Annotated in this window: 23 protein-coding genes and 1 tRNA gene; 4 read left to right on the plus strand and 20 right to left on the minus strand. The window is 33.9% G+C overall.

Features of this window, described 5'->3' with window-relative positions; translation table 11 throughout:
* Position 1: 1 nt before the first annotated feature.
* From B8963_RS00755 to B8963_RS00770, 4 genes are all read right to left on the minus strand, one after another.
* Positions 2-2254, minus strand: coding sequence for a transglycosylase domain-containing protein (locus tag B8963_RS00755; RefSeq protein ID WP_234989592.1), 2253 nt, complete (start codon positions 2252-2254; stop codon positions 2-4).
* Positions 2255-2529: 275 nt separating this feature from the next.
* Entirely contained in the window at positions 2530-4023 is a 1494-nt protein-coding gene (locus B8963_RS00760; RefSeq protein ID WP_084059402.1) for an APC family permease, read from the minus strand.
* A 32-nt stretch (positions 4024-4055) separates the two neighbouring features.
* Positions 4056-4439, minus strand: a complete 384-nt coding sequence (locus tag B8963_RS00765) for a hypothetical protein (protein ID WP_143312429.1) — start codon at positions 4437-4439, stop codon at positions 4056-4058.
* 242 nt (positions 4440-4681) lie between these two features.
* Entirely contained in the window at positions 4682-5122 is a 441-nt protein-coding gene (locus tag B8963_RS00770; protein ID WP_143312431.1) for a hypothetical protein, read from the minus strand.
* 79 nt (positions 5123-5201) lie between these two features.
* On the opposite strand from B8963_RS00770, the gene B8963_RS00775 reads away from it, so the two are divergent.
* Positions 5202-6155: a hypothetical protein gene (locus B8963_RS00775; protein ID WP_084059405.1), complete on the plus strand. Its 954-nt coding sequence runs from the start codon at positions 5202-5204 to the stop codon at positions 6153-6155.
* A gap of 299 nt (positions 6156-6454) precedes the next feature.
* On the opposite strand, the gene B8963_RS00780 is transcribed toward B8963_RS00775, so the two are convergent.
* The 15 genes from B8963_RS00780 to mraZ form a co-directional block, all read right to left on the minus strand.
* Positions 6455-6528: transfer RNA gene (locus tag B8963_RS00780), tRNA-Arg, on the minus strand.
* A 12-nt stretch (positions 6529-6540) separates the two neighbouring features.
* Positions 6541-6990 carry a GatB/YqeY domain-containing protein gene (locus B8963_RS00785; protein ID WP_084059406.1) on the minus strand — a complete coding sequence of 150 codons (450 nt, stop codon included), beginning with the start codon at positions 6988-6990 and terminating at the stop codon, positions 6541-6543.
* An 89-nt stretch (positions 6991-7079) separates the two neighbouring features.
* A complete protein-coding gene (gene ftsZ, locus B8963_RS00790; RefSeq protein ID WP_084059407.1) occupies positions 7080-9032 on the minus strand; it encodes a cell division protein FtsZ in 1953 nt (650 codons plus the stop codon).
* Positions 9033-9071: 39 nt separating this feature from the next.
* On the minus strand, positions 9072-10412 hold the full coding sequence (gene ftsA / locus B8963_RS00795; protein ID WP_084059408.1) for a cell division protein FtsA: 1341 nt from the start codon (positions 10410-10412) through the stop codon (positions 9072-9074).
* Between the two features lie 3 nt (positions 10413-10415).
* The gene (locus B8963_RS00800) at positions 10416-11135 is read right to left on the minus strand and encodes a cell division protein FtsQ/DivIB (RefSeq protein WP_084059409.1); all 720 of its coding nucleotides are present in this window, start codon (positions 11133-11135) and stop codon (positions 10416-10418) included.
* On the minus strand, positions 11125-12477 hold the full coding sequence (gene murC / locus B8963_RS00805) for a UDP-N-acetylmuramate--L-alanine ligase (protein ID WP_084059410.1): 1353 nt from the start codon (positions 12475-12477) through the stop codon (positions 11125-11127). The genes B8963_RS00800 and murC overlap by 11 nt, the downstream gene beginning before the upstream one ends.
* Before the next feature lie 40 nt (positions 12478-12517).
* Positions 12518-13609, minus strand: coding sequence for an undecaprenyldiphospho-muramoylpentapeptide beta-N-acetylglucosaminyltransferase (gene murG / locus B8963_RS00810; protein ID WP_084059411.1), 1092 nt, complete (start codon positions 13607-13609; stop codon positions 12518-12520).
* On the minus strand, positions 13596-14798 hold the full coding sequence (locus B8963_RS00815) for an FtsW/RodA/SpoVE family cell cycle protein (protein ID WP_084059412.1): 1203 nt from the start codon (positions 14796-14798) through the stop codon (positions 13596-13598). Before B8963_RS00815 ends, murG begins: the two co-directional genes overlap by 14 nt.
* Positions 14799-14801: 3 nt before the next feature.
* Positions 14802-16136, minus strand: a complete 1335-nt coding sequence (gene murD / locus B8963_RS00820; RefSeq protein WP_084059413.1) for a UDP-N-acetylmuramoyl-L-alanine--D-glutamate ligase — start codon at positions 16134-16136, stop codon at positions 14802-14804.
* A gap of 1 nt (position 16137) precedes the next feature.
* Positions 16138-17358, minus strand: coding sequence for a phospho-N-acetylmuramoyl-pentapeptide-transferase (gene mraY / locus B8963_RS00825; RefSeq protein WP_084059414.1), 1221 nt, complete (start codon positions 17356-17358; stop codon positions 16138-16140).
* A gap of 32 nt (positions 17359-17390) precedes the next feature.
* Positions 17391-18854 (minus strand): UDP-N-acetylmuramoyl-L-alanyl-D-glutamate--2,6-diaminopimelate ligase, encoded by a 1464-nt coding sequence (locus tag B8963_RS00830; RefSeq protein WP_084059415.1) that lies wholly within the window; start codon positions 18852-18854, stop codon positions 17391-17393.
* Positions 18851-20854, minus strand: a complete 2004-nt coding sequence (locus tag B8963_RS00835; protein ID WP_084059416.1) for a penicillin-binding protein — start codon at positions 20852-20854, stop codon at positions 18851-18853. Before B8963_RS00835 ends, B8963_RS00830 begins: the two co-directional genes overlap by 4 nt.
* Positions 20854-21171, minus strand: a complete 318-nt coding sequence (locus B8963_RS00840; RefSeq protein ID WP_084059417.1) for an FtsL-like putative cell division protein — start codon at positions 21169-21171, stop codon at positions 20854-20856. The genes B8963_RS00835 and B8963_RS00840 overlap by 1 nt, the downstream gene beginning before the upstream one ends.
* 5 nt (positions 21172-21176) lie before the next feature.
* Positions 21177-22082 (minus strand): 16S rRNA (cytosine(1402)-N(4))-methyltransferase RsmH, encoded by a 906-nt coding sequence (gene rsmH, locus B8963_RS00845; protein ID WP_084059418.1) that lies wholly within the window; start codon positions 22080-22082, stop codon positions 21177-21179.
* Positions 22069-22533: a division/cell wall cluster transcriptional repressor MraZ gene (mraZ, locus tag B8963_RS00850; RefSeq protein WP_084059419.1), complete on the minus strand. Its 465-nt coding sequence runs from the start codon at positions 22531-22533 to the stop codon at positions 22069-22071. The genes rsmH and mraZ overlap by 14 nt, the downstream gene beginning before the upstream one ends.
* Positions 22534-22795: 262 nt before the next feature.
* On the opposite strand from mraZ, the gene B8963_RS00855 reads away from it, so the two are divergent.
* Both B8963_RS00855 and yihA read left to right on the plus strand, forming a co-directional pair.
* The gene (locus B8963_RS00855) at positions 22796-23560 is read left to right on the plus strand and encodes an alpha/beta fold hydrolase (protein WP_084059420.1); all 765 of its coding nucleotides are present in this window, start codon (positions 22796-22798) and stop codon (positions 23558-23560) included.
* Positions 23561-23571: 11 nt separating this feature from the next.
* Positions 23572-24198: a ribosome biogenesis GTP-binding protein YihA/YsxC gene (gene yihA, locus B8963_RS00860; protein WP_084059421.1), complete on the plus strand. Its 627-nt coding sequence runs from the start codon at positions 23572-23574 to the stop codon at positions 24196-24198.
* A 3-nt stretch (positions 24199-24201) separates the two neighbouring features.
* Here yihA and B8963_RS00865 read toward each other — a convergent pair whose 3' ends face one another.
* Entirely contained in the window at positions 24202-24576 is a 375-nt protein-coding gene (locus B8963_RS00865; RefSeq protein WP_084059422.1) for a GTPase, read from the minus strand.
* 46 nt (positions 24577-24622) lie between these two features.
* Between B8963_RS00865 and bla the strand changes: the two genes are divergently transcribed.
* Positions 24623-25351, plus strand: a complete 729-nt coding sequence (bla, locus tag B8963_RS00870) for a subclass B1 metallo-beta-lactamase (protein ID WP_084059423.1) — start codon at positions 24623-24625, stop codon at positions 25349-25351.

The raw sequence follows: 25351 nt of genomic DNA on the forward strand, positions 1-25351 counted from the left end.
ATTAATTCTTCAGTAATGAATTAATATCTGCTGCCGTGCTATCTTTTAAAATAGAATCTGATTTTATCAAAATAGGATTATTCCCTAAAAGAGAATCCATTGGTACCGGCAGTTCAGATAATACTCTAAGTGAATCTTGAATTCTTAAGTTTTGCACATATAAGGTATCGGATTTAGCAAATTCGAAGGCTTCTTTAGCATTCATTTCTAAATATGGAGGACAAGGAAAATAATCAAAATCATATATAAAATTGGTTAGAATAGGTCTTTTCCAAGTACTTAAATCATGAAAAACAGAACCTACAATAGGTAAAGCAGTGTAAGATCCAGAACCCATTTTTGTTGTGGAAAATTGCGCTCTTTTATCATAAGTTCCAACCCAAGCACCAATAACCACTTCGGGAGAGGCACCTATAAACCAACCATCACCGTTATTTTGAGTAGTACCAGTTTTGCCAATTAAATTGTACGGTATTCCATAACCCGTTAAACGTAATCCTGTACCACTTCTAATTACACCCTCCATCATTTTTTGAAGTTGTTTTACATGTGTATATCCAGCAACTCGATCTCCATATTTGGGTTTGGCTTCATAAATAACTACACCATCTTCATCAATAATTCGTTCTATTGCATAAGGCTTAATTTTATTACCTCCGTTAGATATACTTGCATAGGCTGTAACCATATCTAATAAGCTTATATCTGCAGTGCCCAATACTATAGAAGGCACCTCTGGCAAAGTAGATTCGATACCCATTTTTTTTGCCTGTGCCAAAACTCGTTCAATACCTGTTTTCAGCTGAATATTAACAGATACAGTGTTAATTGAATTCGCCAAGGCGCCATGCATACTATAACTACCACCGTAACCGCCAGTTGCATTTCTAGGTTGCCAATTTTCATATTCTTCATAAGTCACAAGATTATTGTTGTAGTAACTACAAACATCTTGCCCTGCCTCTAGAGCAGCCAAATAAGTTATTGGTTTGAATGTAGAACCCACTTGTCGTGGTGTTTTAATATTATCTATTTGACTAAAACCGTAATCTATACCACCTACATATCCAAGAATTCTACCAGATGTACTACTCATGACAAGAACACTGCCATGGAGTCTATTTATACTTTTCTCTATCGAGTCTTTTAGAGATTGTAATTTCCCTTCATATCCTTTACCAACAACCCAATATTTTCTTTTTTTCTTTTGTTGAATAAAGGCTTCTATTTCACTTTCCTTTTTTCCTTGACTTCGTAGACTTTTAACTTTTAAATTCTGGTCTACCAATGTATTTAATAGCGCTTCTTTACCTCCTTCGGTGGTTGCAGCATCCCAATACTGATCCATTAATATCTGCAGATTCTCTACCTGCCTATTTAAGGCTTTTTCTGCATATTTCTGAATCGTTGGATTTATTGTGGTATAAATACTTAAACCATCGGCCTCTAAGCTATAAATATGACCATCTTCTGCTGGATTAGCTTCCGCCCATTTGGTGAACTCATCCGCAACCATATCTTTAAAATAAGACGAAGCAACTTTTTTTGGTTGCTGATAATCTAAAACCAAAGGAATTTTAGCGGCCTGCATTTCTTCTTCAGTAATAAAACCGTATTTTACCATTTGACTAAGCACCACATTTCTGCGGGTTGTTGCTCGCTCTGGATTGGTTCTTGGATTATAATAAGATGGTGCTTTTAATACTCCAATTAGCGTTGCACTCTCAGATAAACTTAGTTCTTCTGGTGGTTTATTAAAAAATCTATACGCGGCTTTTTCAATGCCATAAATATTTTCTCCAAAAGAAACTGTATTAAAATATAGCAACAACACCTCTTCTTTGCTATAAATACTCTCTATACGCTTAGCAATAAAAACCTCTTTTATTTTATTTATTGGTGTAGATAGAAAAAATTGCTTTTGCCTACCAAAAATATTTTTAGCTACCTGTTGGGTAACCGTACTACCACCACCTGCATTCTGACCTAATAAAATAGATTTTATAAATACACGACCGTAGCTTTTATAATCTATTCCGCTATGGGTATAGAACCTACTATCCTCAGTTGCTACTAAAGCTTCCTTTAAATATTTGGATATTTGAGTACTATCAGCATTGGATCTATTTTGTAGAAAATAATAACCAATAGGCTCATTGTCCGACGCATAAATTGTTGAAGTAATTGGATTTTCTAATTGCTTTAAATACTCCTTAGTTGGCAGTTTTCCAAAAGCTCCGAAATAGATTAACAAAATAAAAACTCCTAAAGAAAATATACCTAACCCTATTAAATAAAAAAAACTTTTAAAAGGATGTTTTCTAAGAAATTTAAAAAAACCTTTTACCCTACCCAACAAAATACTTTTCAAACGTGATTGGTTGCTCATTTAATGATAATCAGTAATTACAACTGGCAAAAAAATTTCGCCAAAATTAGTCTATTTTTTTATCGCTATGTAATTAATAGTCTAATTAAAAAATCCATAGTTTTAGCTATGGATTTCATAAATATAAGAATTATTGCTGACTAATTATTTAATCTACTTTTTTTATACCCATAAGCTAAGTAAATAAGTACTCCTAAAAACATCCATAAAAAGAATCTTATCCAAGTCACTAATGGCAAGGCAACCATTAATCCTAAACAAACAATTACGCATAAAGAGCAAACGACTTTAAAGTATGGGGTTTTAAATTTACGAGGGGCTTCAGGGCTTTTAACTCTTAAAATCCAAATACCTATGGCTACAATAATAAATGCAAATAAAGTTCCAATATTGGTAAGCTCTGCAGCAACACCAATATCAATAGTACCAGCAAGAATTGCAACAAACAATCCTACTAATAAAGTAGCATAAGAAGGTGTAGAAAATTTACGAGACACTTTATGCAGTTTACTACCCACTAACCCATCTTTACTCATGGCGTAAAGTATTCGTATTTGACCCAATTGCATAACTAATAAAACCGTTGGCATTGTCAGAGTTACGCCTATAGCAATTAATAAAGCAACTTGGTCTTCTCCAACCGCAATTAAGGCATCCGCCACAGGCTTTTCATTAGCCAGAATATTTAATGGCACCATACCTGTTAGAACTGCAGCAACAACAATATAAAGTATAGTACAAACCACCAATGCAATAATCATTGCCCTTGGCAAATCTCTTTGAGGGTTTTTAGCCTCTTCAGAAGTGGTACTCACCGCATCAAAACCCACATAGGCAAAAAACACTAATGCTGCGCCCGTCATAATACCTTTCCAACCATTTGGAGCAAAAGGTTCCCAATTTGTACCTGGGTCGAAATGTGGTATCCCATACCATAAAAACAAACCTACTAAAACTAATTTTACAATTACTAGTGTAGCATTTACCCTAGCGGATTCTTTTATGCCTATATACAGCAAAGCAGTAATTAAAAGTGTAATTACAAATGCTGGCAAATTAATTAAGGCCGTGGTATGCGGAAATGTAGTAATAATATCTGCATATTTAGATTCTATGGCAGGTGTAAGTGCTGACCAAGCTCCATTAGGCAACAACACCATTTCAGTACCTGTAGATGCCGACATCCAACCGGGAAGATGCCACCCTAAGCCGTCCAGTAAATTTTTAAAATAACCAGACCAACCAATGGCAACCGCGACATTACCCACAGCATATTCCAAAACCAAATCCCACCCAATTATCCAAGCAATTAATTCTCCAAAAGAGTGGTAAGAATACGAGTATGCACTACCCGATATTGGAATCATAGATGCAAATTCTGCATAACATAATGCAGCAAACAAACAGGCTAACCCTGTAATAACAAAGGATACTGTTAATGCTGGGCCAGCACCGAGTGCATGTTCTGTACCCGCAGCTGCTTCTCCTGTTAATACAAAAATTCCCGTGCCAATGATGGCTCCAATACCCATCATGGTTAAATCGAACACGCCAAGAGATCTTTTTAGTGAAGAGGATTCAGACTCCGTCTGAAGTTGCTCTAATGTTTTCTTGCGAAAAAAATTATATGCCATATAACTCAGATACTTTATTAAATACTTATATGTTACGCAGCTTTTTTAGCATTTCGCTCTTGAGTTATTAAAGAGGTGATTATAAACTTCCACTTTTCGATTCGCTTTAATTCAAAATCTTCTTTATAATTTAAATTAGTATCAAAAAAAACAAGATCTAATACTTCTCCGTTATTTAAATTTAAATGCAAATTCAAATGCTCCAATACGGAGTCTTGCTTATCTTTTATTTTGAAAAACTTTCGCTTTTCAACAATCTGGCATTCTTTGACATTTTTAATATCAATGATTTGCTCTTCTACTTCTTTACCTTTAAAAATTAAAAAAATCAGTTTTTTTTGAATTTCATCTATTCCAATATAAAAACTAGCCCAAGTTTCAGATTGAGCAATTTTTAGATTGTTTTTTAATAACACATCTTTAATTTGTGATTTATGACTGTTTTTAGACATATTGAATAAAAAGTATGGTGAAAAAATTACGCACACCATGATGCTGCAAACTATTATTAATGAAGTATTCATTAGAAAATTAATTTAGATTAATATATTGATATACAATGCTTTATTAATCAATTATTACAAAAATTGATTAATAAAACAGAAAATAGGATTGCCCTAAATCGAAGATTAAGGCAAAAAATATTTCAATTTATTATCTAAGGGAAGTAATGAAAAGGATAAGAAATACTGCAAGAATTGAACTTGATGAAAATAATATCGCCTTGAATATAAAGCAAAGCAATTCTATTTTTATGAGCACATAAGAATTGATATTTATTCTTAAGCGTTTGATGAACAATTTTAGAAGGATTACCTATATAATTTGAAAAACTACTTTCAACAGAAAGATTTACAGTTTCGGAAAGTGTAAAAAATTTATTGCCAATACCAGAATCTACAGATTCTTGAATGGTGGTTGTATCATTTGTTACACTACTAGGTACCGAAGCAAAATTAATATTGTAGTTTCCAACAAATAGTATAAAAAGTAAAATCCTAAATATGGACATTTTCTTTAAATCGAAATTGTGGGATAAAAGTACAAACAAAATCAACACTCCAATCATATATTTTCTTGGCAAAGAAATATTTTTCAAGTTTCTATAAGTCAGCCAAATATTAATCTAATTTTACGCGATTTTTTTAAATTAATATTGATTTTTATTTCTATATTCTGTGAACATACTTATTTTGTATTTAGGATTTCTAATTGCGACCTATTCGGTTATAGCCAATGACGTTATCCAAACCTTGGGCACATTTATATCTTCTAATTCTAAAATTAAATGGTGGTATTTGTGGGCGTTTTCAGGATCTATATTAACAATTACGCTTTTAGTTGGGTGGCATTTTCATGGCGGTGATGTATCTTATGGAAGATTATCTCAAATTCCACTACCGGACCCATTACCTTGGTGGTATTTACTAGCCCCGATAAGTTTAATGGTTATTACTCGATACGGAATTCCTGTGAGCACCACATTCATGATATTAAGTGTATTCTCGTCTGGCCAACTTATTGAAAAAATGATCTTAAAATCTATTTTTGGTTATACGCTTGCTTTTGCTTGTGCGCTGGTTTTATACTTACTAATTGCTAAACAGTTTGAAACAAGAGCATCTTTACGATTAATGAATTTTAAAAAGCAAAAACCCTATTGGCTAGTAGCGCAATGGTTTTCTACTGCTTTTTTATGGTCGCAATGGCTCATTCAAGACTTTGCGAATATATTCGTGTTCTTGCCAAGACAATTAAGCATAGTAGAACTTTTGATTTCTATGGCTATTATTTTATTAATAATGGCATATATTTTTAAAACCAAAGGGGGTAGCATTCAAAAAATCGTGAATCAAAAATCCAACACGCAACACATACGTTCTGCTACTATAATTGATTTATGCTATGGAGTATTACTCTATGTGTTTACCATGCTTAATAATGTACCTATGAGCACTACATGGACTTTTATAGGGATCCTTGCAGGACGTGAAATAGCAATTAAGTATATTCTTGAGAAAAAAGAACTAAAAAAAACATATTCGCTTATAATTAAGGATTTAGCCAAAGTAAATATTGGTCTTATCGTAAGTATACTAATTGCGTATTTAATTCATTTTTTTAAGTCGTAATACGATTCAAGGTAGCGCCGCTTTGAATATAAAAAGTCCATTCTTACAAATTCAAGCAAGCAACTCTAGACATCCAGATTCTACATAACGTTGGATTAACTGCGTTGATCCCTCAAAGCTCCGCTTTGAAAATAAAAAGTCCATACTTACAAATTCAAGCAAGCAACTCTAGACATTCAGATTCTACATAACGTTGGATTAACTGCGTTGATCCCTCAAAGCTCCGCTTTGAAAATAAAAAGTCCATACTTACAAATTCAAGCAAGCTTGATTTGACGTATAGACTTTTTATTTATTCGTGACCGCGAAGGGATTCGAACCCCCAACCCTCAGAGCCGAAATCTGATATTCTATCCAGTTGAACTACGCAGCCTTATTTATTAAATTATGCTAATTTCTTTTTTACAATCATAGAAATAGTCTTACCATCGGCCTGACCTGCTAATTCTTTAGACACTATCCCCATTACTTTACCCATATCTTTCATACCCTCGGCTCCAGTCGCAGCAATAGTTTGCACTACTACTTTCTCTATTTCTTCTTCTGTTAACTGTTCTGGTAGAAACTTTTCGATAATAGCTACTTGCGCCAATTCTGGTTCTGCTAAATCTGTTCTACCTTGCTCAATAAATATAGCAGCACTATCCTTACGTTGCTTTACTAATTTTTGAATTAATTGTATTTCTGAATCCTCGGAAATTTGCTCACCAGAACCTGTTTCAGTTTGCAACAATAATAAAGCCGATTTAATAGCTCGCAAAGATTCTAAAGCCACTTTGTCTTTAGCTTTCATTGCTGTTTTCATCTCTTCCATTACTTGTTGCTGTAAACTCATATCTCAATTTTTTTTGCGGTACGAAGATAAAAAATAAACCCGAAAATAGATGCTATTTCCGGGTTTAAAGATGGTTATTAAATAACTTATTAATCTACATTGTCATGTAAAAAAGAATTATTAGATCTTATCTGAATTTCATCATTACTATCTTCACTTAATGAAGTTCTTGATATTTTACTATCTCTGTTTACTTCATTTAAATTAACCCCTTGACGTTTATAAGCTGGATGTTTTTCTATTTCATCAATACGACTAGAGTTGTTATTTTGGAACTTATAATTAAAGTCTTTTAATTTTCTTTTGCGCTCCTCAGATCTACTTCTTAATAATTCTTCTAAAGGCATATCTATTGGATCTATCTCTACCTTTTCCTCGAAGTTAGGATTAGCTTTTTCAACAGTTTTTCTCTCAAAAACTAATTCATCTTCCACAACTTTTGGTTTAAACTCTTCGGCTTTAGATTTTGCTCCAGTTAACTTATTCTCTAGCTCCATATAATCATCAAGACTATATCTTTTTTCGCCTTCTTTATTATATTCTAATACCGGAATAACTTCAATATGCTCTTTTACTTCAATATCCTTTACTTCATCATCTAAAGAAAACAAGAACACATTTTCTTTTTCTTCCTCGTCATGTTCTTCAAACTTTTGTGCTTTTGGAGCTTCAAAACTAAATACAAACTGATCATCTTCTATTTTCGCTGAAGAAACTGTAATAGGATCAATTACCTCAAAATTATTTAGTTTAGATTTAGAATCTACTATTATAAAATCTTCGCCAACATTTTCAGCAATTACTTCTTCATAGAATACATTAAAGTTTTTAATATAACTAGATGTAGGTATTAAGTCCATTGCTGGCTTTTCTTCCTCTAAAATATGCTTTACCACTTTAGGCTCTTTCGAGACAGCAGCAACTTCAATTTCCTCTTCTTCTTCGACCAACTCAAACACTACGTTTTCAGAGCCCATAAGGTGTTGTTCTGCCTTTTGGTTATCTTCTAAAGTATGTATTATCTTTTTAGATTCTGTATTTACAATAGTATCTTGTTGGTCCACATTAAAACCCGTAGCTATAACCGTTACAGCAATCGCTTCCCCTAGTGTTTCATCTTCACCAACACCCATAATAATATTGGCGCCGTGACCAGCTTCTCCTTGAATATAATCGTTGATTTCTCCTATTTCATCAATAGTTATTTCTTTTGATCCAGATACAATTAATAACAGTACATTCTTAGCACCAGCTATTTTATTATCGTTTAATAATGGAGAATCTAATGCCTTAGTGATCGCTTCATGTGCTCTTGATGTTCCAGATGCAGTAGAAGAACCCATAATTGCGGTACCGCTATTTGAAAGTACTGTTTTTGCATCACGTAAATCTATGTTTTGTGTATAGTGATGCGTTATTACTTCTGCAATTCCGCGTGCGGCAGTTGCTAAAACTTCATCTGCTTTAGAGAAACCAGCTTTAAATCCTAAATTACCATACACTTCTCTTAATTTGTTATTATTAATAACAATTAATGAGTCAACATTTTTACGCAATTTTTCTATCCCTGCTTGCGCTTGTTTGGTACGCATTTGACCTTCAAATTGGAAAGGAATGGTAACAATACCAACTGTAAGGATATCCAGTTCCTTAGCTTGTTTTGCAATCATTGGTGCAGCTCCAGTACCTGTACCACCTCCCATACCGGCAGTAATGAATACCATTTTGGTATTATTGCCGAGCATGTTTTTTATTTCTTCCATGCTCTCTATAGCCGATTGCTCCCCCACTTCTGGGTTTGCTCCTGCTCCAAGACCTTCTGTAAGAGAAACTCCTAATTGAATTTTATTAGGTACACCACTATTGTCAAGGGCTTGAGCATCTGTATTACAAATGATAAAATCCACCCCGTTTATACCCGCTGTGTACATGTGATTAATAGCATTGCTACCACCACCACCAACGCCGATGACTTTTATTACGTTACTCTGATTTTTGGGCAAATCAAAGGAGATACTTCCAAATTCATTACTGTTACTCATACTTTGTGTATTACTGGTTATACTGTGTTCTCGTGTTTTTTATTCTGCGTTGTCCAAAAAGTCTTTTAACTTATCGGACCATTTGTCAAATATTGATTTTCGTTCCCTTGTAACTGTTGTCGTTGTAGGAGCTGTATCAACATCATTAGTATTCATAGACTTTTCACCCATTGCCGAAGCAATTTCTTGTTCTTCTTGTTGAAAAGCCTCTTTCTTAGCTTGAGTTTTTAATGCGTTCATTAAAAGTCCTACCGCAGTTGCATATAATGGACTTGCAATTTCCTCATCAGAATCTCCCGCCAAATGTTCGTTTGGATACCCAATTCTTGTATCCATTCCGGTTATATATTCCACCAATTGCTTTAAGTGTTTTAGCTGGCTTCCCCCACCTGTTAAAACAATTCCTGCAATTAATTTTTTCTTTTGGTCATCATGACCATAATTTTTTATTTCAACATATACTTGCTCCACAATCTCTACAACTCGCGCATGTATAATTTTAGAAAGATTTTTTAAAGTTATTTCCTTAGGCTCTCTACCTCTAAGTCCTGGTATAGAAACAATTTCATTGTCTTTATTCTCTCCAGGCCATGCAGATCCAAATTTTATTTTTAATAATTCTGCCTGCTTTTCAATAATGGAACAACCTTCTTTTATATCCTCGGTAATTACATTACCTCCAAAAGGTATTACTGCGGTATGACGAATAATTCCATCTTTAAAAATGGCTAAATCCGTTGTACCACCTCCTATATCAATTAAAGCAACACCTGCTTCTTTTTCTTCTTGACTTAAAACTGCATTTGCTGATGCTAAAGGTTCAAGTGTTATGCTTCCTAAATCTAAACCTGCACTTTTAATACAACGACCTACATTTTTTATAGAAGAAACTTGACCAACCACTACATGAAAGTTTGCTTCCAATCTTCCACCATACATACCAATTGGTTCCTTTATTTCTGCCTGACCATCCACTTTATATTCTTGTGGTAATACATGAATTATTTCTTCGCCAGGTAGCATAATTAATTTATAAACCTGATTACAAAGTTTATCTAAATCATCTTCATTAATAACTTCTTCGGAGTTAGATCTAGTAATATAATCGCTATGTTGTAAACTTCTTATGTGTTGCCCTGCAATACCAACAACTACCGAGCCTATTTTTAAACCAGAGTTATTTTCTGCCTGTTCAACTGCTTGTTGAATAGATTGAATGGTTTGGGTAATATTATTTACCACTCCCCTATGCACACCTAAACTTTTAGATTTACCTATACCTAAGATTTCAATTTTACCGTACTCGTTTTCCTTTCCGATAATTGCTACAATTTTCGTAGTTCCGATATCTAAACCAACTGAATATTTACCTTGTTTCATATCTTAAATTTTGGTGCACACAACCTGATTGTTATACTCTAAACTCACTAAACTAAATTTATCAAGCGATTTATCTTTTGTACCCTTGACATAAAAAGCTTTGAACTTATTGAACTTTTGTTCCAAAGCTTCGGCCTTCCCAATATTAACAGCAAAATTTTCTGTTCTAAATTTTAATTGGTATTTATTGTTATTTAACACTTGTATTCCAATTACATTTTTGCGCAAAAAATCATCTCCATTAATATGGTTTAAAATTATATGCACATCTTCTAAACTTTTACCGGTTATGTTCCCTGTTATAACTGGGACCCTTGCGGAATGATTAGGAGACAGCGGCATACGCTTTCCTTCATCATCAAGATAAAATATTGTACTCCCTTCTACACGACCAATTGGGTTGCGTTGAACGATTTTTGTCGTCAACTTACCATTTACGGTGAGATAGACTTGGGCATTTTTAACCATTTCATTGGCTTCAAGAGCCTTTTCCATAGTATTCAAAACTAAATTTTCTTTGGGCACGATTTCAAACCCATTGAATTTTTGTATTAACAATTTATTAACCATGCCCGTTGTTACATATAAATTCTCCCCATCGGCAAACTTAATATCGAGTTCTGCTATAGTTTTATGATTATTTCTTTTGTTAGAAAACGCATATAGACCTACAACCGCGATCAATAAAACTAGCAACTTTACTATGTTCCAATTAATTTTCATTTTTCAATGCTTTTTCAATTTTCACAACCTCTAACCCTATATCACCAGCACCCATTACTACTAATACTTCTGGTGCTTGATTTTTAATTTCTTGTATTAAATCTGACTTCTGAATTAATTTTTTATTTGGATTATTTATTTTACCTAACAGCCATTCTGAGGTAATACCCTCCATTGGTTTTTCTCTTGCAGGATATATATCTAACAACAAAACATTTTCGAATTTTTCTAAACTTGATGCAAAATCATCTGCAAAATCTTTTGTTCTTGAAAACAAATGCGGTTGGAAAATGGCTAAAACTTTTTTATTAGGATGCATTTCTGCCACAGCATCATATACCGCATTAATTTCGGTAGGATGATGTGCATAATCATCTATAAAAACAAAATCTTCATTTTTAATGCGATATGAAAAACGACGTTGCACCCCTTTAAAGCTCTTTAAAGCATCAAATATTTTTTCAGGATTGGGATTTGACTCCAATGCCATTGCACATGCCACCAATGCATTCAGCAAATTATGACGCCCTGGTTTACTAAATTTTACACTTTTGTAGGTAATAGTAGGAGTTTTGATATCGAAAACATAAACACTATTTATAATTTCAAGGTTTTTTATGCAATAATCCGAATCATCGTCAATACCATAAGTAATTCCTTTAATTGGCAAACCATTCCGCACAAATAATTTTCCACCTTCTTTTATTTTACCTGCAAACTCTCTAAATGATTTATGCAATTCTTCACCTGTACCATAAATATCTAAATGATCTGCATCCATTGAGGTAATGCAGGCAATATTTGGGGAAAGACGTAAAAAGGAACGATCAAATTCATCCGCTTCTACTACGGAATATTCCGAACCCTGGTAATAAAAATTACTATTAAAATCTTCCGATATACCACCCAAAAAGGCAGTCATTGGCAATTGCGCCTCTTTTAAAATATGTGCTAATATACTTGAGGTAGTTGTTTTACCATGAGTTCCAGCAACGGCAAAACAGAATGTTTCATTAGTTACTAAACCTAGCACCTCTGATCTTTTTTTAACTGTAAATTCATTGTCAAAAAAGTAATTCAACTCCGTATGATCTTTTGGTACTGCAGGGGTATATACCACCAAACAAGAATCCTTGTCTAAGAATTTAGCATCAATCTTCGAAATATCATCTTCATAATGAACTTGCATTCCTACCCCTTCTAATTCTAAGGTTAGTGGAGAAGGCGTTTTATCATACCCTCCAACATTTTTACCTAGAAACACAAAATACCTAGCTAAAGCAGACATACCTATGCCTCCTATACCAAGAAAATAAACGCTATGTATTTGATTCATGTTCATACTAATTCTCAATAAATTGCTTTAATAGTGAGCGGGAATTTTACTTTTTTAATAATTTTTCTATTTCATTTACAATATCATGAGTAGCATTTGGCATTGCCATTTCTTTGCAATTGCGTCCTAAAATCTCTCTTCGCTCTTCATCCTTAAAAAGCGCAGAAAACACGCTCTCAAACTGCATATTTAGGTCGCTTTCCTTTATCATTATCGCTGCATTTTTAACCGCCAATGCTGATGCATTTTTAGTTTGATGATCTTCTGCAACATTAGGCGATGGTATAAAAATTACAGGCTTTCCAACAATGCATAATTCCGAAACCGACCCCGCACCTGCTCTCGAAATAACAATATCTGCCGCAGCATAGGTAAAATCCATCTTATTTAAAAAATCGAACACCTTTACAGTTTCGGATTGGTATTTTTTATATTCATTGTAGTACAGTTTACCACACTGCCATAACACTTGAATGCCCAAATCATTAAAAAAACGCAACTCCTTTTCTATTAACTGATTAATTCGTCTTGCACCTAAACTGCCACCTAAAACAACTAATGTGGGTTTATTTTCGTCTAATTGATAATAAACTAAAGCTTCTTTCTTGGTTACATTATTAGTGACCAAATCTCCCCGTACAGGATTCCCCGTTTTTACAATTTTATCTTGTGGGAAAAATTGTTCCATATGATCATAGGCAACACAAATTTTTTGCGATTTTTTAGCCAGTAATTTATTGGTTATCCCAGCATATGAATTTTGCTCTTGCAACACACAAGGAATTCCTTTAGCTGAAGCTCTTTTTAAAAGTGGACCACTAGCAAATCCCCCAGTGCCGATAACAACATCAGGTTTAAATTTGTTTACTATTTTACCAGCTTTCATCAAACTACTTAATAATTTAAAAGGAAATAATAAATTTTTAAATGTTAGCTTTCTTTGCAATCCACTAATCCAAAGTCCTTCTATTCTGTACCCCGCATTAGGCACCTTCTCCATCTCCATTTTATCTTTTGCACCAACAAATAAAAATTCAGCATCAGGATACCTCCTTTTTAATTCGTTCGCAATAGCCACTGCCGGGTAAATATGCCCGCCAGTTCCTCCTCCAGAAAGTATAAATCTATAACTGCCCACTTAACACTTCTAAAGGGTTTGTATCATCAATATCCACTGAACTTGGTTCAGTGCTTGTTTCTTTATTACTAGCACTTAAAATAATTCCAATAGCCAAACACGTCATCCAAGTAGAAGTACCTCCACTACTTATTAATGGTAAAGTCTGACCAGTAACTGGAAACAATTCTACCGCTACTGCCATATTTATAAATGCTTGAAATATTATTGGCAAACCAACGCCTACCACCAAAAGCTTTCCAAAAATAGATTGGTGCCCATTAGCTACCACAACAATTCTAAACAACAAAAGCAGATAAAAGAACACCAATACCATGCCGCCAACTAAACCATATTCTTCCACGATAATGGCAAAAATAAAATCTGATGAACTTTGGGGTAAAAAGTTCTTCTGAACACTTTTTCCAGCACCCTTACCTACAATACCACCTGTAGCAATAGCAATCTTTGCTCTTTCTATTTGGTAATCTGCTTCACTATCTTCACCATTCGTAAAATTTTCAATTCGGTTTTGCCAGGTATTTACTCTGTTTGGAAACAGATCTGGCACCGCTTTAGCTACAAGTATAAATAATGTTAAGGTTAAAATACCTGTACCTACAATGCCCAATAAATATTTTATTGGATACCCTCCTAAAAAGCAAAGCACCATTACCATAAAAAAGATGATTGCTGCTGTAGAAAAGTTTGCTGGCAGAATTAGAATAATCACAAGAAAAACAGGCAACCATAATGGTAAAATGCTTTCCTTAAATGAGACTGATTTTTCCTTTATTTTAGCAAGATAACGCGCAACATAGGCTAGCAATACAACGGCAGCCAAATTGGAGGTTTGAAAAGTAAAACCTACTAACGGAAGTCGTATCCATCTACTAGCATTAGCGCCTCCAATAGTTGTTCCTTGCGCCAGGGTATAAATAAGCAAAAGCAAAACTATTGGCATAGCAATAAGCGATAGTCCTTTAAAAAAGTGCGTTGGAATTCTATGAACTCCATAAATTATTCCAAACCCTAAGGCCAATAAAAGCGCATGCTTAAACAAAAAGCTAATAGTTGTTCCAGTACCGTTTCCAACAACATAAACCAGATTACTGCTTGCGCTGTATACTGGTAAAAATGAAAATAAGGCAAGTAAGGCTACTATGGCCCAAATTGCTTTATCTCCTTTTATTTTGTCGAAAAATTCCATTTTCTATAAGTTTTTTACTGCTGCTTTAAACTGATTACCACGATCCTCATAATTATTAAAAAGATCGAAACTTGCACATGCTGGCGACAACAATACCGTATCTCCTCTTTCTGCAATTTTATAAGCTACTTTTATTGCTTCATCCATAGCATAGGTTTCTACAAGTAGATCAACAACATTTCCAAAAGCATCTATAATTTTAGAATTATCTTTTCCTAAACAGATTATTGCTTTTACCTTTTCACGAACAAAAGGCATTAACGACATGTAATCATTTCCCTTATCAACACCACCAACAATCCAAACAGTAGGAGTCTTCATGCTTTCTAAAGCATAATAGGTAGCATTAACATTCGTTGCTTTAGAATCATTTATATATTCCACATGATGTATTTTCAGTACTTTCTCCAAACGGTGTTCAGCCCCTTGAAAATTGGCTACACTCTGACGAATAGTTTCTTTTCTGATACCTATAAGCTTTGCCGCAGTTGATGCAGCCATTGTGTTTTTAAGATTGTGCTTTCCTTCTAAAGCTAAAGATTCTGTTGTCATTTTCAGTGTGTCGTTATTAATTGTAATCTGTATATTCTCGTTTGTACTATAGGCCCCTTCGCCCATTTCTTTTTCTATTGAAAAAGGCAATAATTTTGATTTTACTGGATGTTTACTTAACCAATCATTTAAATCTTTATCATCAGCATCATAAATCAAATAATCATCTTCGGTTTGGTTCTCTGCTATTCTAAATTTTGATGCGATATAGTTTTCATATTTATAATCGTATCGATCTAGATGATCTGGTGATATGTTGGTTAAAATGGCTATATGCGGTTTAAAATCCACAATACCGTCTAACTGAAAACTGCTGATTTCTAATACGTAATAATCAAAATTGTTTTCAGCAACCATTTTAGCATAACTATCACCAATATTCCCTGCCATGCCCACACTTAAACCTGCATTTTTAAGCAAATGATTGGTAAGCATTGTTGTGGTAGTTTTACCATTACTACCGGTAATACCAATAATAGTTGCATTGGTATATTTAGATGCAAATTCTATTTCTGATATTACAGGAATTCCCTTTTCTTTTAGTTTTACAACCAATGGCACTTTATCGGGTATTCCTGGACTTTTCATAACCAAATCAGCATTAAGAATTTTACTTTCTGTATGCTGTTCGTCTTCCCAGTCTATTTCAAAATGTTCAAGAACTTTTATGTAATTATCCTTAATCTTACCTTTATCAGATACAAAAACTTCGTATCCTTTTTTCTTTCCTAAAATGGCGGTACCTACACCACTTTCTCCTCCACCAAGAATGACTAACCTTTTCATACTATCTCACCTTCAAGGTTACAATTGAAATAATTGCTAATAGAATACCAACAATCCAAAAACGGGTTACAATCTTACTTTCGTGGTATCCTTTTTTCTGATAATGATGATGCAATGGCGCCATGAGAAAAATTCTTTTACCTTCTCCTGATTTTTTCTTGGTGTATTTAAAATACCCTACTTGCAACATCACAGAAATTGATTCTGCAAAGAAAATTCCGCATAACACAGGAATCATTAATTCTTTTCTGATTATAATGGCAATTACCGCAATTACACCACCAATAGTTAAACTACCTGTATCCCCCATAAATACTGATGCAGGAAAGGCATTATACCATAAAAACCCTACTAAAGCTCCTACAAATGCCGCAACAAAAACCACCAGTTCACCAGCCCTTGGTATAAACATAATATCTAAATAATTAGAGAAGATGATGTTACCAGATATCCATGTGAAAATACCCAATGTTAAAACTATTATGGCCGAGGTACCTGCAGCTAACCCATCAATACCATCCGTTAGATTTGCTCCGTTAGATACTGCTGTAACTATTATAATAACTATAGGTATAAAAATTAACCAAGCGTATTCTTTAGCACTGTCACCCATCCAACCAATAAATGAGGTATAATCTAGCTCGTTATTCTTAAAAAAAGGAACGGTAGTTCGTGTGGATTTAATTTCGTCGCCAGCAATTTTTTCCACTTTAAATGAGCTATTTATAGTGGTTACACTACGCTCCTTCATGGTAACCTCAGGATGAAAAAATAAGGTTGCCCCTACAATCAAGCCCAATACAACTTGACCTAAAATTTTAAATCTACCTTTTAGTCCTTCTTTATCTTTTTTAAATATTTTAATGTAATCATCCACAAAACCAATGATACCCATCCATAAGGTGGTTACAATCAATAAAATGACATATATATTATCCAATTTTGCAAAAAGCAATACTGGAATTAAAGTAGCAAGGATTATGATTAATCCACCCATAGTTGGTGTTCCTGCTTTTTGTTTTTGCCCCTCTAATCCAAGATCACGTACGGTTTCTCCAATTTGCTTTTTTTGAAGAAATACAATTATTTTTTTACCATAAACCGTTGCAATTAAAAGAGATGTTAACACAGCTAAGGCAGCCCTAAAAGTGATGAATTGGAACAATCCAGCACCTGGCACTTGGTAATTTTGCTCTAAAAATTCGAATAAATAATATAACATTCTCGCTGTGTTGGTTTAAAATTTATGGTTGTTTATTTATTTAAGTTCATTAAAATTTTTTGTACGATTTCATAATCATCAAAATCTGTACGCACCCCTTTAATCTCTTGATAAGTTTCATGTCCTTTTCCGGCAATTAGAATAATATCATTTGATTGCGCTAATTGACACGCTGTTTTTATTGCTTGCTCTCGATTTTCTATGGTTAAAATTTTACGAACATTTTGTGGCTCTACTCCCGCTTCTATTTCTTCAAGAATTACTTCAGGCTGCTCCGTTCTTGGATTGTCGGAAGTAAAAATTGCCGTATTACTCATTTCTGAAGCGATATGACCCATAACCGGACGCTTAGACTTATCTCTATCGCCACCACACCCCACAACGGTGATGACGTTTTCATTTCCAGTCCTCAATGTATTAATTGTATCAAGTACATTTTTAAGCGCATCCGGCGTATGGGCATAATCAACAATTGCCGTTATTCTTTCTTTTGATATAAAATATTGAAATCTACCATCAACATTTTCCAATTCGCTTAATAACCTTAATATTTCCAGTTTTTCTAGTCCTAATAAATGTGCCGCACCATAAATAGCCAGCATATTATACGCATTAAAATCACCAATTAACTTAGACCAAACTTCATCTCCATCAATTTTTAATAACTGACCGTTAAATTGATTTTCTAAAATTTGAGCTCTATAATCTGCATAAGATTTTAGTGCATAGGTGAATTTTCTTGCCTTGGTATTTTGCAACATAACCAAGCCATTTTTATCATCAATATTGGTTAGTGCAAATGCTTTTTTAGGCAGATTATCAAAAAGTATTTTTTTAGTGTCTCTATACTCTGCAAAGGTTTTATGATAGTCTAAATGATCATGTGTAAGATTCGTAAAAATAGCCCCTTCAAAAACTAAACCTTCCGTTCTTTTTTGATGAATTCCATGTGAACTAACTTCCATAAAGCAGTATTCAACTCCCGCAATATTCATTAGATGCAAATGCTCATTAATCGTCAAAGCATCTGGAGTAGTATGGCTTGTTTTATACGTTTTATCATCAACCATTATTTTAATCGTTGAGATTAAACCCACTTTAAAACCTGCTTTCTTAAACAGTTGATATAATAAACTACTTACGGTAGTTTTACCATTGGTACCTGTAATACCAACTAATTTTAGATTTTTAGATGGATTATCATAGTAATTAGAAGCCATGATCGCTAAAGCTTTATTACCACTATCAACTTCCACATACGTAATACCGTCAACTATTGTATCTGGCATTTCTTCACAAACAATGGCCTTAGCGCCTAAAGAAATTGCCTTTTCAATATATTTATGTCCATCTGTAAGCGTTCCCCTAATTGCAATAAAAACATCCTCTGCTCCCACCAATCGTGAATCGAAGCAAATTTTATTTACAGATACCGAAGTTGAACCGCTAACCGCAGTTAAACTCACCCCAAACAATATGTCTTTAAGTGATTTCATGACAACTCTAGTACTATTGATTTAACTTCACTAATATTCACACCCTTTACAGATTGCTTTCTAACCTTACCATTTCCTGTAACCGTAACTTTTAGTCCAAGGTTTTCTAATATGGCAATTGCATCCATTCCACTCATGCCTTCTACATTAGGAACTTTGCTAAATTTTTTACTGGCGTTGGCATAATACTGCTCGTATTTGCTATTTAGGTTTTTATCATTAATTTCCAAACCTTCAACTTCATCAATCATTGGCGATGAAGTGTATATTTTTTGTGCAACCGATTTAAATACTGGACCAGAAACATCTGCCCCATAATACCCAACACTTTTATCTGGTTCATGAATTACCACAATACAAGAATATTTAGGATTATCAGCAGGGAAATAGCCAGCAAAAGTGGAGATGTATTTAAGTTTGTTTGGGTCTTTAGATACATAGTCCTTCTGACAAGTACCCGTCTTACCAGCCATAGAAAAGTTAGGAGAATACAAACTGTGGCCCGTGCCATGCTTTTTCTCCACAACATTTTTCATCATCTCTTTAACTTTACCAATTGTCTCTTGAGAACATATTGATGGATTTATTACCTCTTTATCAAACTTAAAAATGGTTTTATCCCATTCTTTTACCTCTTTAAGGAGTCTTGGCTTCACCATTTCTCCATTATTAGCAATGGCATTATAAAAAGTAAGCGTTTGTAATGGTGTTAATGAAACTTCATAACCATGTGACATCCATGCTAAAGAGATACCCGACCATCCTTTATCACCGGGATAACGAATTACAGGCACACCTTCACCCTTAACAGGTAAACCCAATTCACGATTTAACCCCATATTCATTAAGCGATTAACAAACTTTTCAGGATTATCTTTATAATTGGTATTTATTATTTTAGCGAAAGCCGTATTGGAAGAAACCTCAAATGCTTTGGCAGCAGACACTTTACCATAACCACCCCATTTAGAATCTTTTACCGTTTTGTTGTAAACCTTATATAAGCCTTTTTCAGTATCAATAACAGTACTGGTATCTATCACCTTATCTTCCAAGGCCACTATCATCGACATTAACTTAAAGGTAGAACCTGGTTCATGCGATTCTCCTATTGCATAATTTAATCGTTCGTAATATTTACCATCTTCAGTTCTACCTAAATTTGAAATCGCCTTGATCTCACCGGTTTTTGTTTCCATTACGATAACACAACCATGATCGGCTTTATATTTTTCTAACTGACCTAATAATGCATGATGCGCAATGTCTTGAATATTTACATCAATAGTAGAATACACATCGTAACCATCTTTAGGCTCAACAATATTATCCATACCAATAGGTTTCCATTGGTTCTTTGATATTTTTTGTTTTAAACGACTTCCTTTAATTCCACTTAAATATTCTGTAAAAGCCCCTTCCAAACCAACACGCGTAGCATAACCGTTTTCATCAAAACGTTCATAGCCAACACTACGTTCTGCAATACCACCAAGTGGATGTTCTCTTACTGTATTTTGATCCACCACAATACCTCCCTTATTTGGTCCTTTTTCAAAAAGTGGAAATTTTTTAACCTTTATATAGTCCGAATAATCTAGATTTCGCGCAATTAAAGCGTATCTACTTTTATTTGCTTTGGCTTTACGAAAAAGTTGTTCGTAATGTGATGCCGGCTTACCTAATAACTTGGACAAAGCCAAAGAAAGCGGCTTAATGTTTTCATTAAAATCAGCATCTTTAACCGTTACCGCATCAAAATGAATATTGTAGCGCGAAACCGAAGTAGCCAACAAACTACCATCAGACGAATACAGATTACCACGGTTAGGGGTAATAGTAAAAACCTTTTCTGTTCTGTCTTCAGCTAACTGTCGGTATTTATCACCGTCTACCATTTGTATGCTAAACAGTTTAACCACTACAGCCACGGCAAAAACAAACAGAAATGCTGCTACCACGTATAATCTTGTTAATATTTTCTTTTCCGTTAACGCCATTACTCAGCTGATTTTACTCTTATTTTATGCGGAGGTGTTTCCGAAGGAAGTAATCCGTCTTCCGCTACAGTTTTTAAAATTTCTGATTCTAATTTTAATCTTTGCACATCGGTTTGTCCATCTATAAACTGACTACGCAAATCTTTCACTTCTTCATTCAATGCTGCTATTTGATGCACTTTATAATCTGCACTATGTGAACTTGCAATCATAACTGCGGCCAAAAAAGAGGTATAGATTATAAAAATCCAGTTTTTAGGAGCATCACCACTCACCAAGAACTTACCTTTTAATATGTCTAAAATTCCTTTACGCACTGTTCTTATTTATTTTTTGCTTTTTCCGCTATTCGTAATTTTGCACTACGAGCACGGTTATTTATTCCAATTTCTTTTTTAGAAGGAACCACCAATCCACCAACTTTCTTTAATGGCAAATTCATGTTCCCATAAAAATCTTTCTCCGGCTCACCTTCAAACTTGCCTGAACGCATAAAATTTTTAACCAACCTATCTTCTAAAGAATGATAGCTTATTACACTTAACCTTCCTTCATCATTTAATAAATCTGGCACTTGCATTAAAAACTCCTTAATCACCTCAATCTCTTGATTCACCTCAATACGGATCGCTTGATAAATCTGCGCCAATATTTTATGTTCAATTCTTGCTGGTAAAAATTGTTTTAAAACTGTTTTTAATTGCGCTGTTGTTTTTATAGGCTCCACTTCTCTACTAGCAATTATTGCCGCAGCAATAGCATTAGCATTTCTTAAATCACCATACTGGAACAACACGCTTCGCAACTGATCATAATCATAACCGTTAACCACATCATATGCAGATATGGTATTGCGTTTACTCATACGCATATCTAAGTCCGCGTCAAACCGAGTTGAAAAGCCTCGTTCCGCAACATCAAACTGATGCGATGACACTCCAAAATCGGCTAATATTCCGTCTACTTTCCGAATGCCATAGAACTTTAAAAACTGAGCAATGAATCTGAAATTTTCATGAATCAATATAAATCTCGGATCATTAATCGTATTCTTTAATGCATCTTCATCTTGATCAAATGCATACAACTTTCCATTTTCACCTAAACGGCTTAATATTTCCTTAGAATGACCTCCACCACCGAAGGTAACATCCACATAAACACCATCTTTCTTAATAGCAAGTCCATCTACAGACTCTTGCAATAAAACAGGGTTATGATAACTCATCTTCGTCTCCTCCCATTACTTCTTCAGCCAAGGCTGCAAAATCATCCGTTGTATCCTCTAAAACTTTTTCATAACTATCCTTATCCCAAATTTCTATAATGTTAATTGCCGAACTTAGCACAACATCTTTAGAGATACTTGCAATGTCAATAAGATTTTTAGGTATAAGCAATCTGCCCGTAGCATCTATTTCTACAACTTTTACTCCGGCTGAAAACCTACGAATGAAATCATTGTTTTTCTTTACAAATCTGTTTTTCTTATTCATTTTCTCCATTAAAAGATTCCATTCTTTCATTGGGTACAATTCTAAACAAGGTTGAAAAACAGAACGCTTTACCACAAAGCCATCTGTAAGCACTGGAGCCATTTGATTTTTAAGCGCAACAGGCAGCATTACCCGACCTTTTACGTCCGCTTTACAATCATATGTACCAATGAAATTGATCACTTAATATCCTTTTATTCAAATTATAACTCAAATATATAGAATTTATTACCACTATTTACCACTATTTACCACATTGTTAATAAATTCTATATATTTTTCATTCTTTTTTGGATTTACAAGTGCAATAAATCGGCCATTGAAAGTTTTGATTATTTAGAAAAATAAAATTTAGAAAAACAATTGTATCAAGCTCTTTAAAACTAGTATGTTTGGATTCTAAGGAAATGTCTATATTTGCCACTAAAGACATCAACCTACATTAATGAAAGAAGAGTTAATTACTGAAGGCAAGTACAAGTATATTGAAGTAGGCGAAGGAACACCTATTATTATATTACATGGCCTTTTAGGCGGACTTAGCAATTTTAATGGAGTAGTAGAGCACTTCCCCCCATTAGGTTACAAAGTATTGGTACCAGAACTACCAATTTATTCTATGCCACTTTTAAAAACAAACGTTAAAAGTTTCGCAAAGTTTTTAGAAGGATTTATAAAATTTAAGGGTTTAAAAGATGTAATTCTTCTAGGAAATTCTTTAGGAGGTCACATTGGATTATTGCACACCAAATTAAGTCCAAACTTAGTTAAGGCTTTAGTAATTACAGGCAGTTCAGGATTATATGAAAGTGCCATGGGCGATGGTTATCCAAAAAGAGGTGACTATGAATTTATTAAGAAAAAAGCTCAAGATGTTTTTTACGACCCAGAGGTTGCAACACCTGAAATAATAGATGAAGTTTTCGCAACTTTAAATGATAGAATGAAGTTGGTAAAAACACTTGCGATTGCAAAAAGTGCAATCCGACATAACATGTCCAAGGATTTACCACATATGCTAACACCAACCTGTATTATTTGGGGCGAGAATGATAATGTTACACCACCAAATGTGGCGAAAGAATTTCATGAATTGCTTCCTGATTCTGATTTATTTTGGATTGAAAAATGCGGACATGCACCAATGATGGAACATCCGGATAAATTCAATACAATTTTAGAATCTTGGCTTAAAGCAAGGAATTTCTAAATAATAAATCCATGAAAATAAAGTCAGCCGACTTTGTAATGAGCAACTCCAATGTTGTTAACTGTCCGAAAGAGCCTATTCCTGAATATGCATTTATCGGTAGATCTAACGTAGGGAAGTCTTCATTAATTAATATGTTAGTTCAACGTAAAAGTTTAGCTAAAACATCGGGCAGACCAGGAAAAACACAATTAATAAATCATTTTAAAATAAATGACAATTGGTTTTTGGTAGATTTACCTGGCTACGGTTACGCAAAAGTGTCCAAAAAAGACAAAAGAACTTTTCAAAAATATATTACCGATTACTTTTTAGAACGCAAGCAACTAGTTTCTGCTTTTGTTCTGGTAGATATACGGCATGAACCCCAAAAGGTAGACTTAGAATTTATGGAATGGATGGGCGAAAGCCAAATTCCATTTTCAATAATTTTTACAAAAGCAGATAAGCTTAAACCAAACGCTATTCTTAAGCACGTAGAAAACTACATTCAACAATTACTAGAAGGTATTTGGCAAGAAGCACCGAATTACTTCATTACTTCTTCATCTAATGGTACCGGTCAGGAAGAATTATTGGATTACATAGATCTGATGAATGAAAATTTTAAGAAAAACAATTGGGCCGATTTAATCTAAAGATTACCATCTTTTTCTTATTTCTTTCATAAGACCTTCTTGGTTTTTTAACTTATTTAATTCATCGGTGTTTATAAACACGGATAGAGATTCTAAATGCTCCGCAAGTACAATTGGAAATGTAAATTTGTAGTTAAATTTAGATTTATATTTTTTTAAATATTCATCTTTATGAAGAAACACCATTTCTACTTTAGAAGTTTCTCTAAATTTTCGCCAAGTTTTATTTTCTGTGAACAATCCAAAAGTAATATCACAAAGGTTACAATTGTATGTATTTGGGCTTACTATTTTATGCATAGTATCTAAAAGTGCATTATGCTTTCCTGAATTTGCATTGTAAATAAAAATAAGTTTTTCAATCTTTTGTTTTTCCATTGGTCATACTCTTTTATCTTTATACGAAGGAATAACTAATTTAAAAATGAAACAGTTACTGCACGCTTTAGCTATAGTATTACTTCTTGTAAACTGTAAGTCTCAAAAAGAAATGGTTACTTACAACACTGAAACTTTAAAGATTATTCCCGTTTCGCCAAATTCCTTTATACATGTAACCTATCTTGAAACTGATGATTTTGGAAAAGTTGCCTGCAATGGCCTCGTTTACATAAATAATAATGAAGCAATAGTTTTTGATACACCCACAACTTCGGAAGTGAGCCTTGAATTAATAAAGTGGATAGCCGAAGTGAAAAAAAGTGAAATATCAGCGGTAATCATTAATCATTTTCATGGCGATTGCCTTGGCGGACTGGCCGCCTTTCATGAATTAGCCATTCCTTCTTTTGCAAGTAACAAAACTATTGCCTTAGCACAACATAATAATTTTACCGTTCCGCAAATAGGTTTTGATGATGCAATGGAGGTAGCTGTTGGCAATGAAAATGTAATAAATAGATATTTTGGCGAAGCACATACCACAGATAATATTATAAGCTATATTCCAAGCGAACATCTATTATTTGGCGGCTGCTTGGTTAAAAGCATAAACGCATCAAAAGGCTTTACTGGCGATGCCAATACAGCTCAATGGAGCACCACCGTTCAAAAAATTAAAGAAGCATATCCTGATGTAAAACTAATTATACCAGGTCATGGCAAGGCTGGCGATGTTAAACTGCTTGATTATACCATGGAATTATTTAAGTAG

The sequence above is a fragment of the Cellulophaga tyrosinoxydans genome (assembly GCF_900176415.1).
GTDB lineage: Bacteria > Bacteroidota > Bacteroidia > Flavobacteriales > Flavobacteriaceae > Cellulophaga > Cellulophaga tyrosinoxydans.

Coding starts and splice junctions, on each gene's coding strand:
- mraY (WP_084059414.1), bottom strand. CDS start 17,358: ATGTTATATTATTTATTCGAATTTTTAGAGCAAAATTACCAAGTGCCA.
- B8963_RS00865 (WP_084059422.1), bottom strand. CDS start 24,576: ATGGAAAAACAAAAGATTGAAAAACTTATTTTTATTTACAATGCAAAT.
- ftsA (WP_084059408.1), bottom strand. CDS start 10,412: ATGAAACAAGGTAAATATTCAGTTGGTTTAGATATCGGAACTACGAAA.
- B8963_RS00835 (WP_084059416.1), bottom strand. CDS start 20,854: ATGGCGTTAACGGAAAAGAAAATATTAACAAGATTATACGTGGTAGCA.
- B8963_RS00830 (WP_084059415.1), bottom strand. CDS start 18,854: ATGAAATCACTTAAAGACATATTGTTTGGGGTGAGTTTAACTGCGGTT.
- B8963_RS00800 (WP_084059409.1), bottom strand. CDS start 11,135: ATGAAAATTAATTGGAACATAGTAAAGTTGCTAGTTTTATTGATCGCG.
- murC (WP_084059410.1), bottom strand. CDS start 12,477: ATGAACATGAATCAAATACATAGCGTTTATTTTCTTGGTATAGGAGGC.
- murD (WP_084059413.1), bottom strand. CDS start 16,136: ATGAAAAGGTTAGTCATTCTTGGTGGAGGAGAAAGTGGTGTAGGTACC.
- ftsZ (WP_084059407.1), bottom strand. CDS start 9,032: ATGAGTAACAGTAATGAATTTGGAAGTATCTCCTTTGATTTGCCCAAA.
- bla (WP_084059423.1), top strand. CDS start 24,623: ATGAAACAGTTACTGCACGCTTTAGCTATAGTATTACTTCTTGTAAAC.
- B8963_RS00785 (WP_084059406.1), bottom strand. CDS start 6,990: ATGAGTTTACAGCAACAAGTAATGGAAGAGATGAAAACAGCAATGAAA.
- B8963_RS00815 (WP_084059412.1), bottom strand. CDS start 14,798: ATGGAATTTTTCGACAAAATAAAAGGAGATAAAGCAATTTGGGCCATA.
- B8963_RS00855 (WP_084059420.1), top strand. CDS start 22,796: ATGAAAGAAGAGTTAATTACTGAAGGCAAGTACAAGTATATTGAAGTA.
- B8963_RS00760 (WP_084059402.1), bottom strand. CDS start 4,023: ATGGCATATAATTTTTTTCGCAAGAAAACATTAGAGCAACTTCAGACG.
- yihA (WP_084059421.1), top strand. CDS start 23,572: ATGAAAATAAAGTCAGCCGACTTTGTAATGAGCAACTCCAATGTTGTT.
- rsmH (WP_084059418.1), bottom strand. CDS start 22,082: ATGAGTTATCATAACCCTGTTTTATTGCAAGAGTCTGTAGATGGACTT.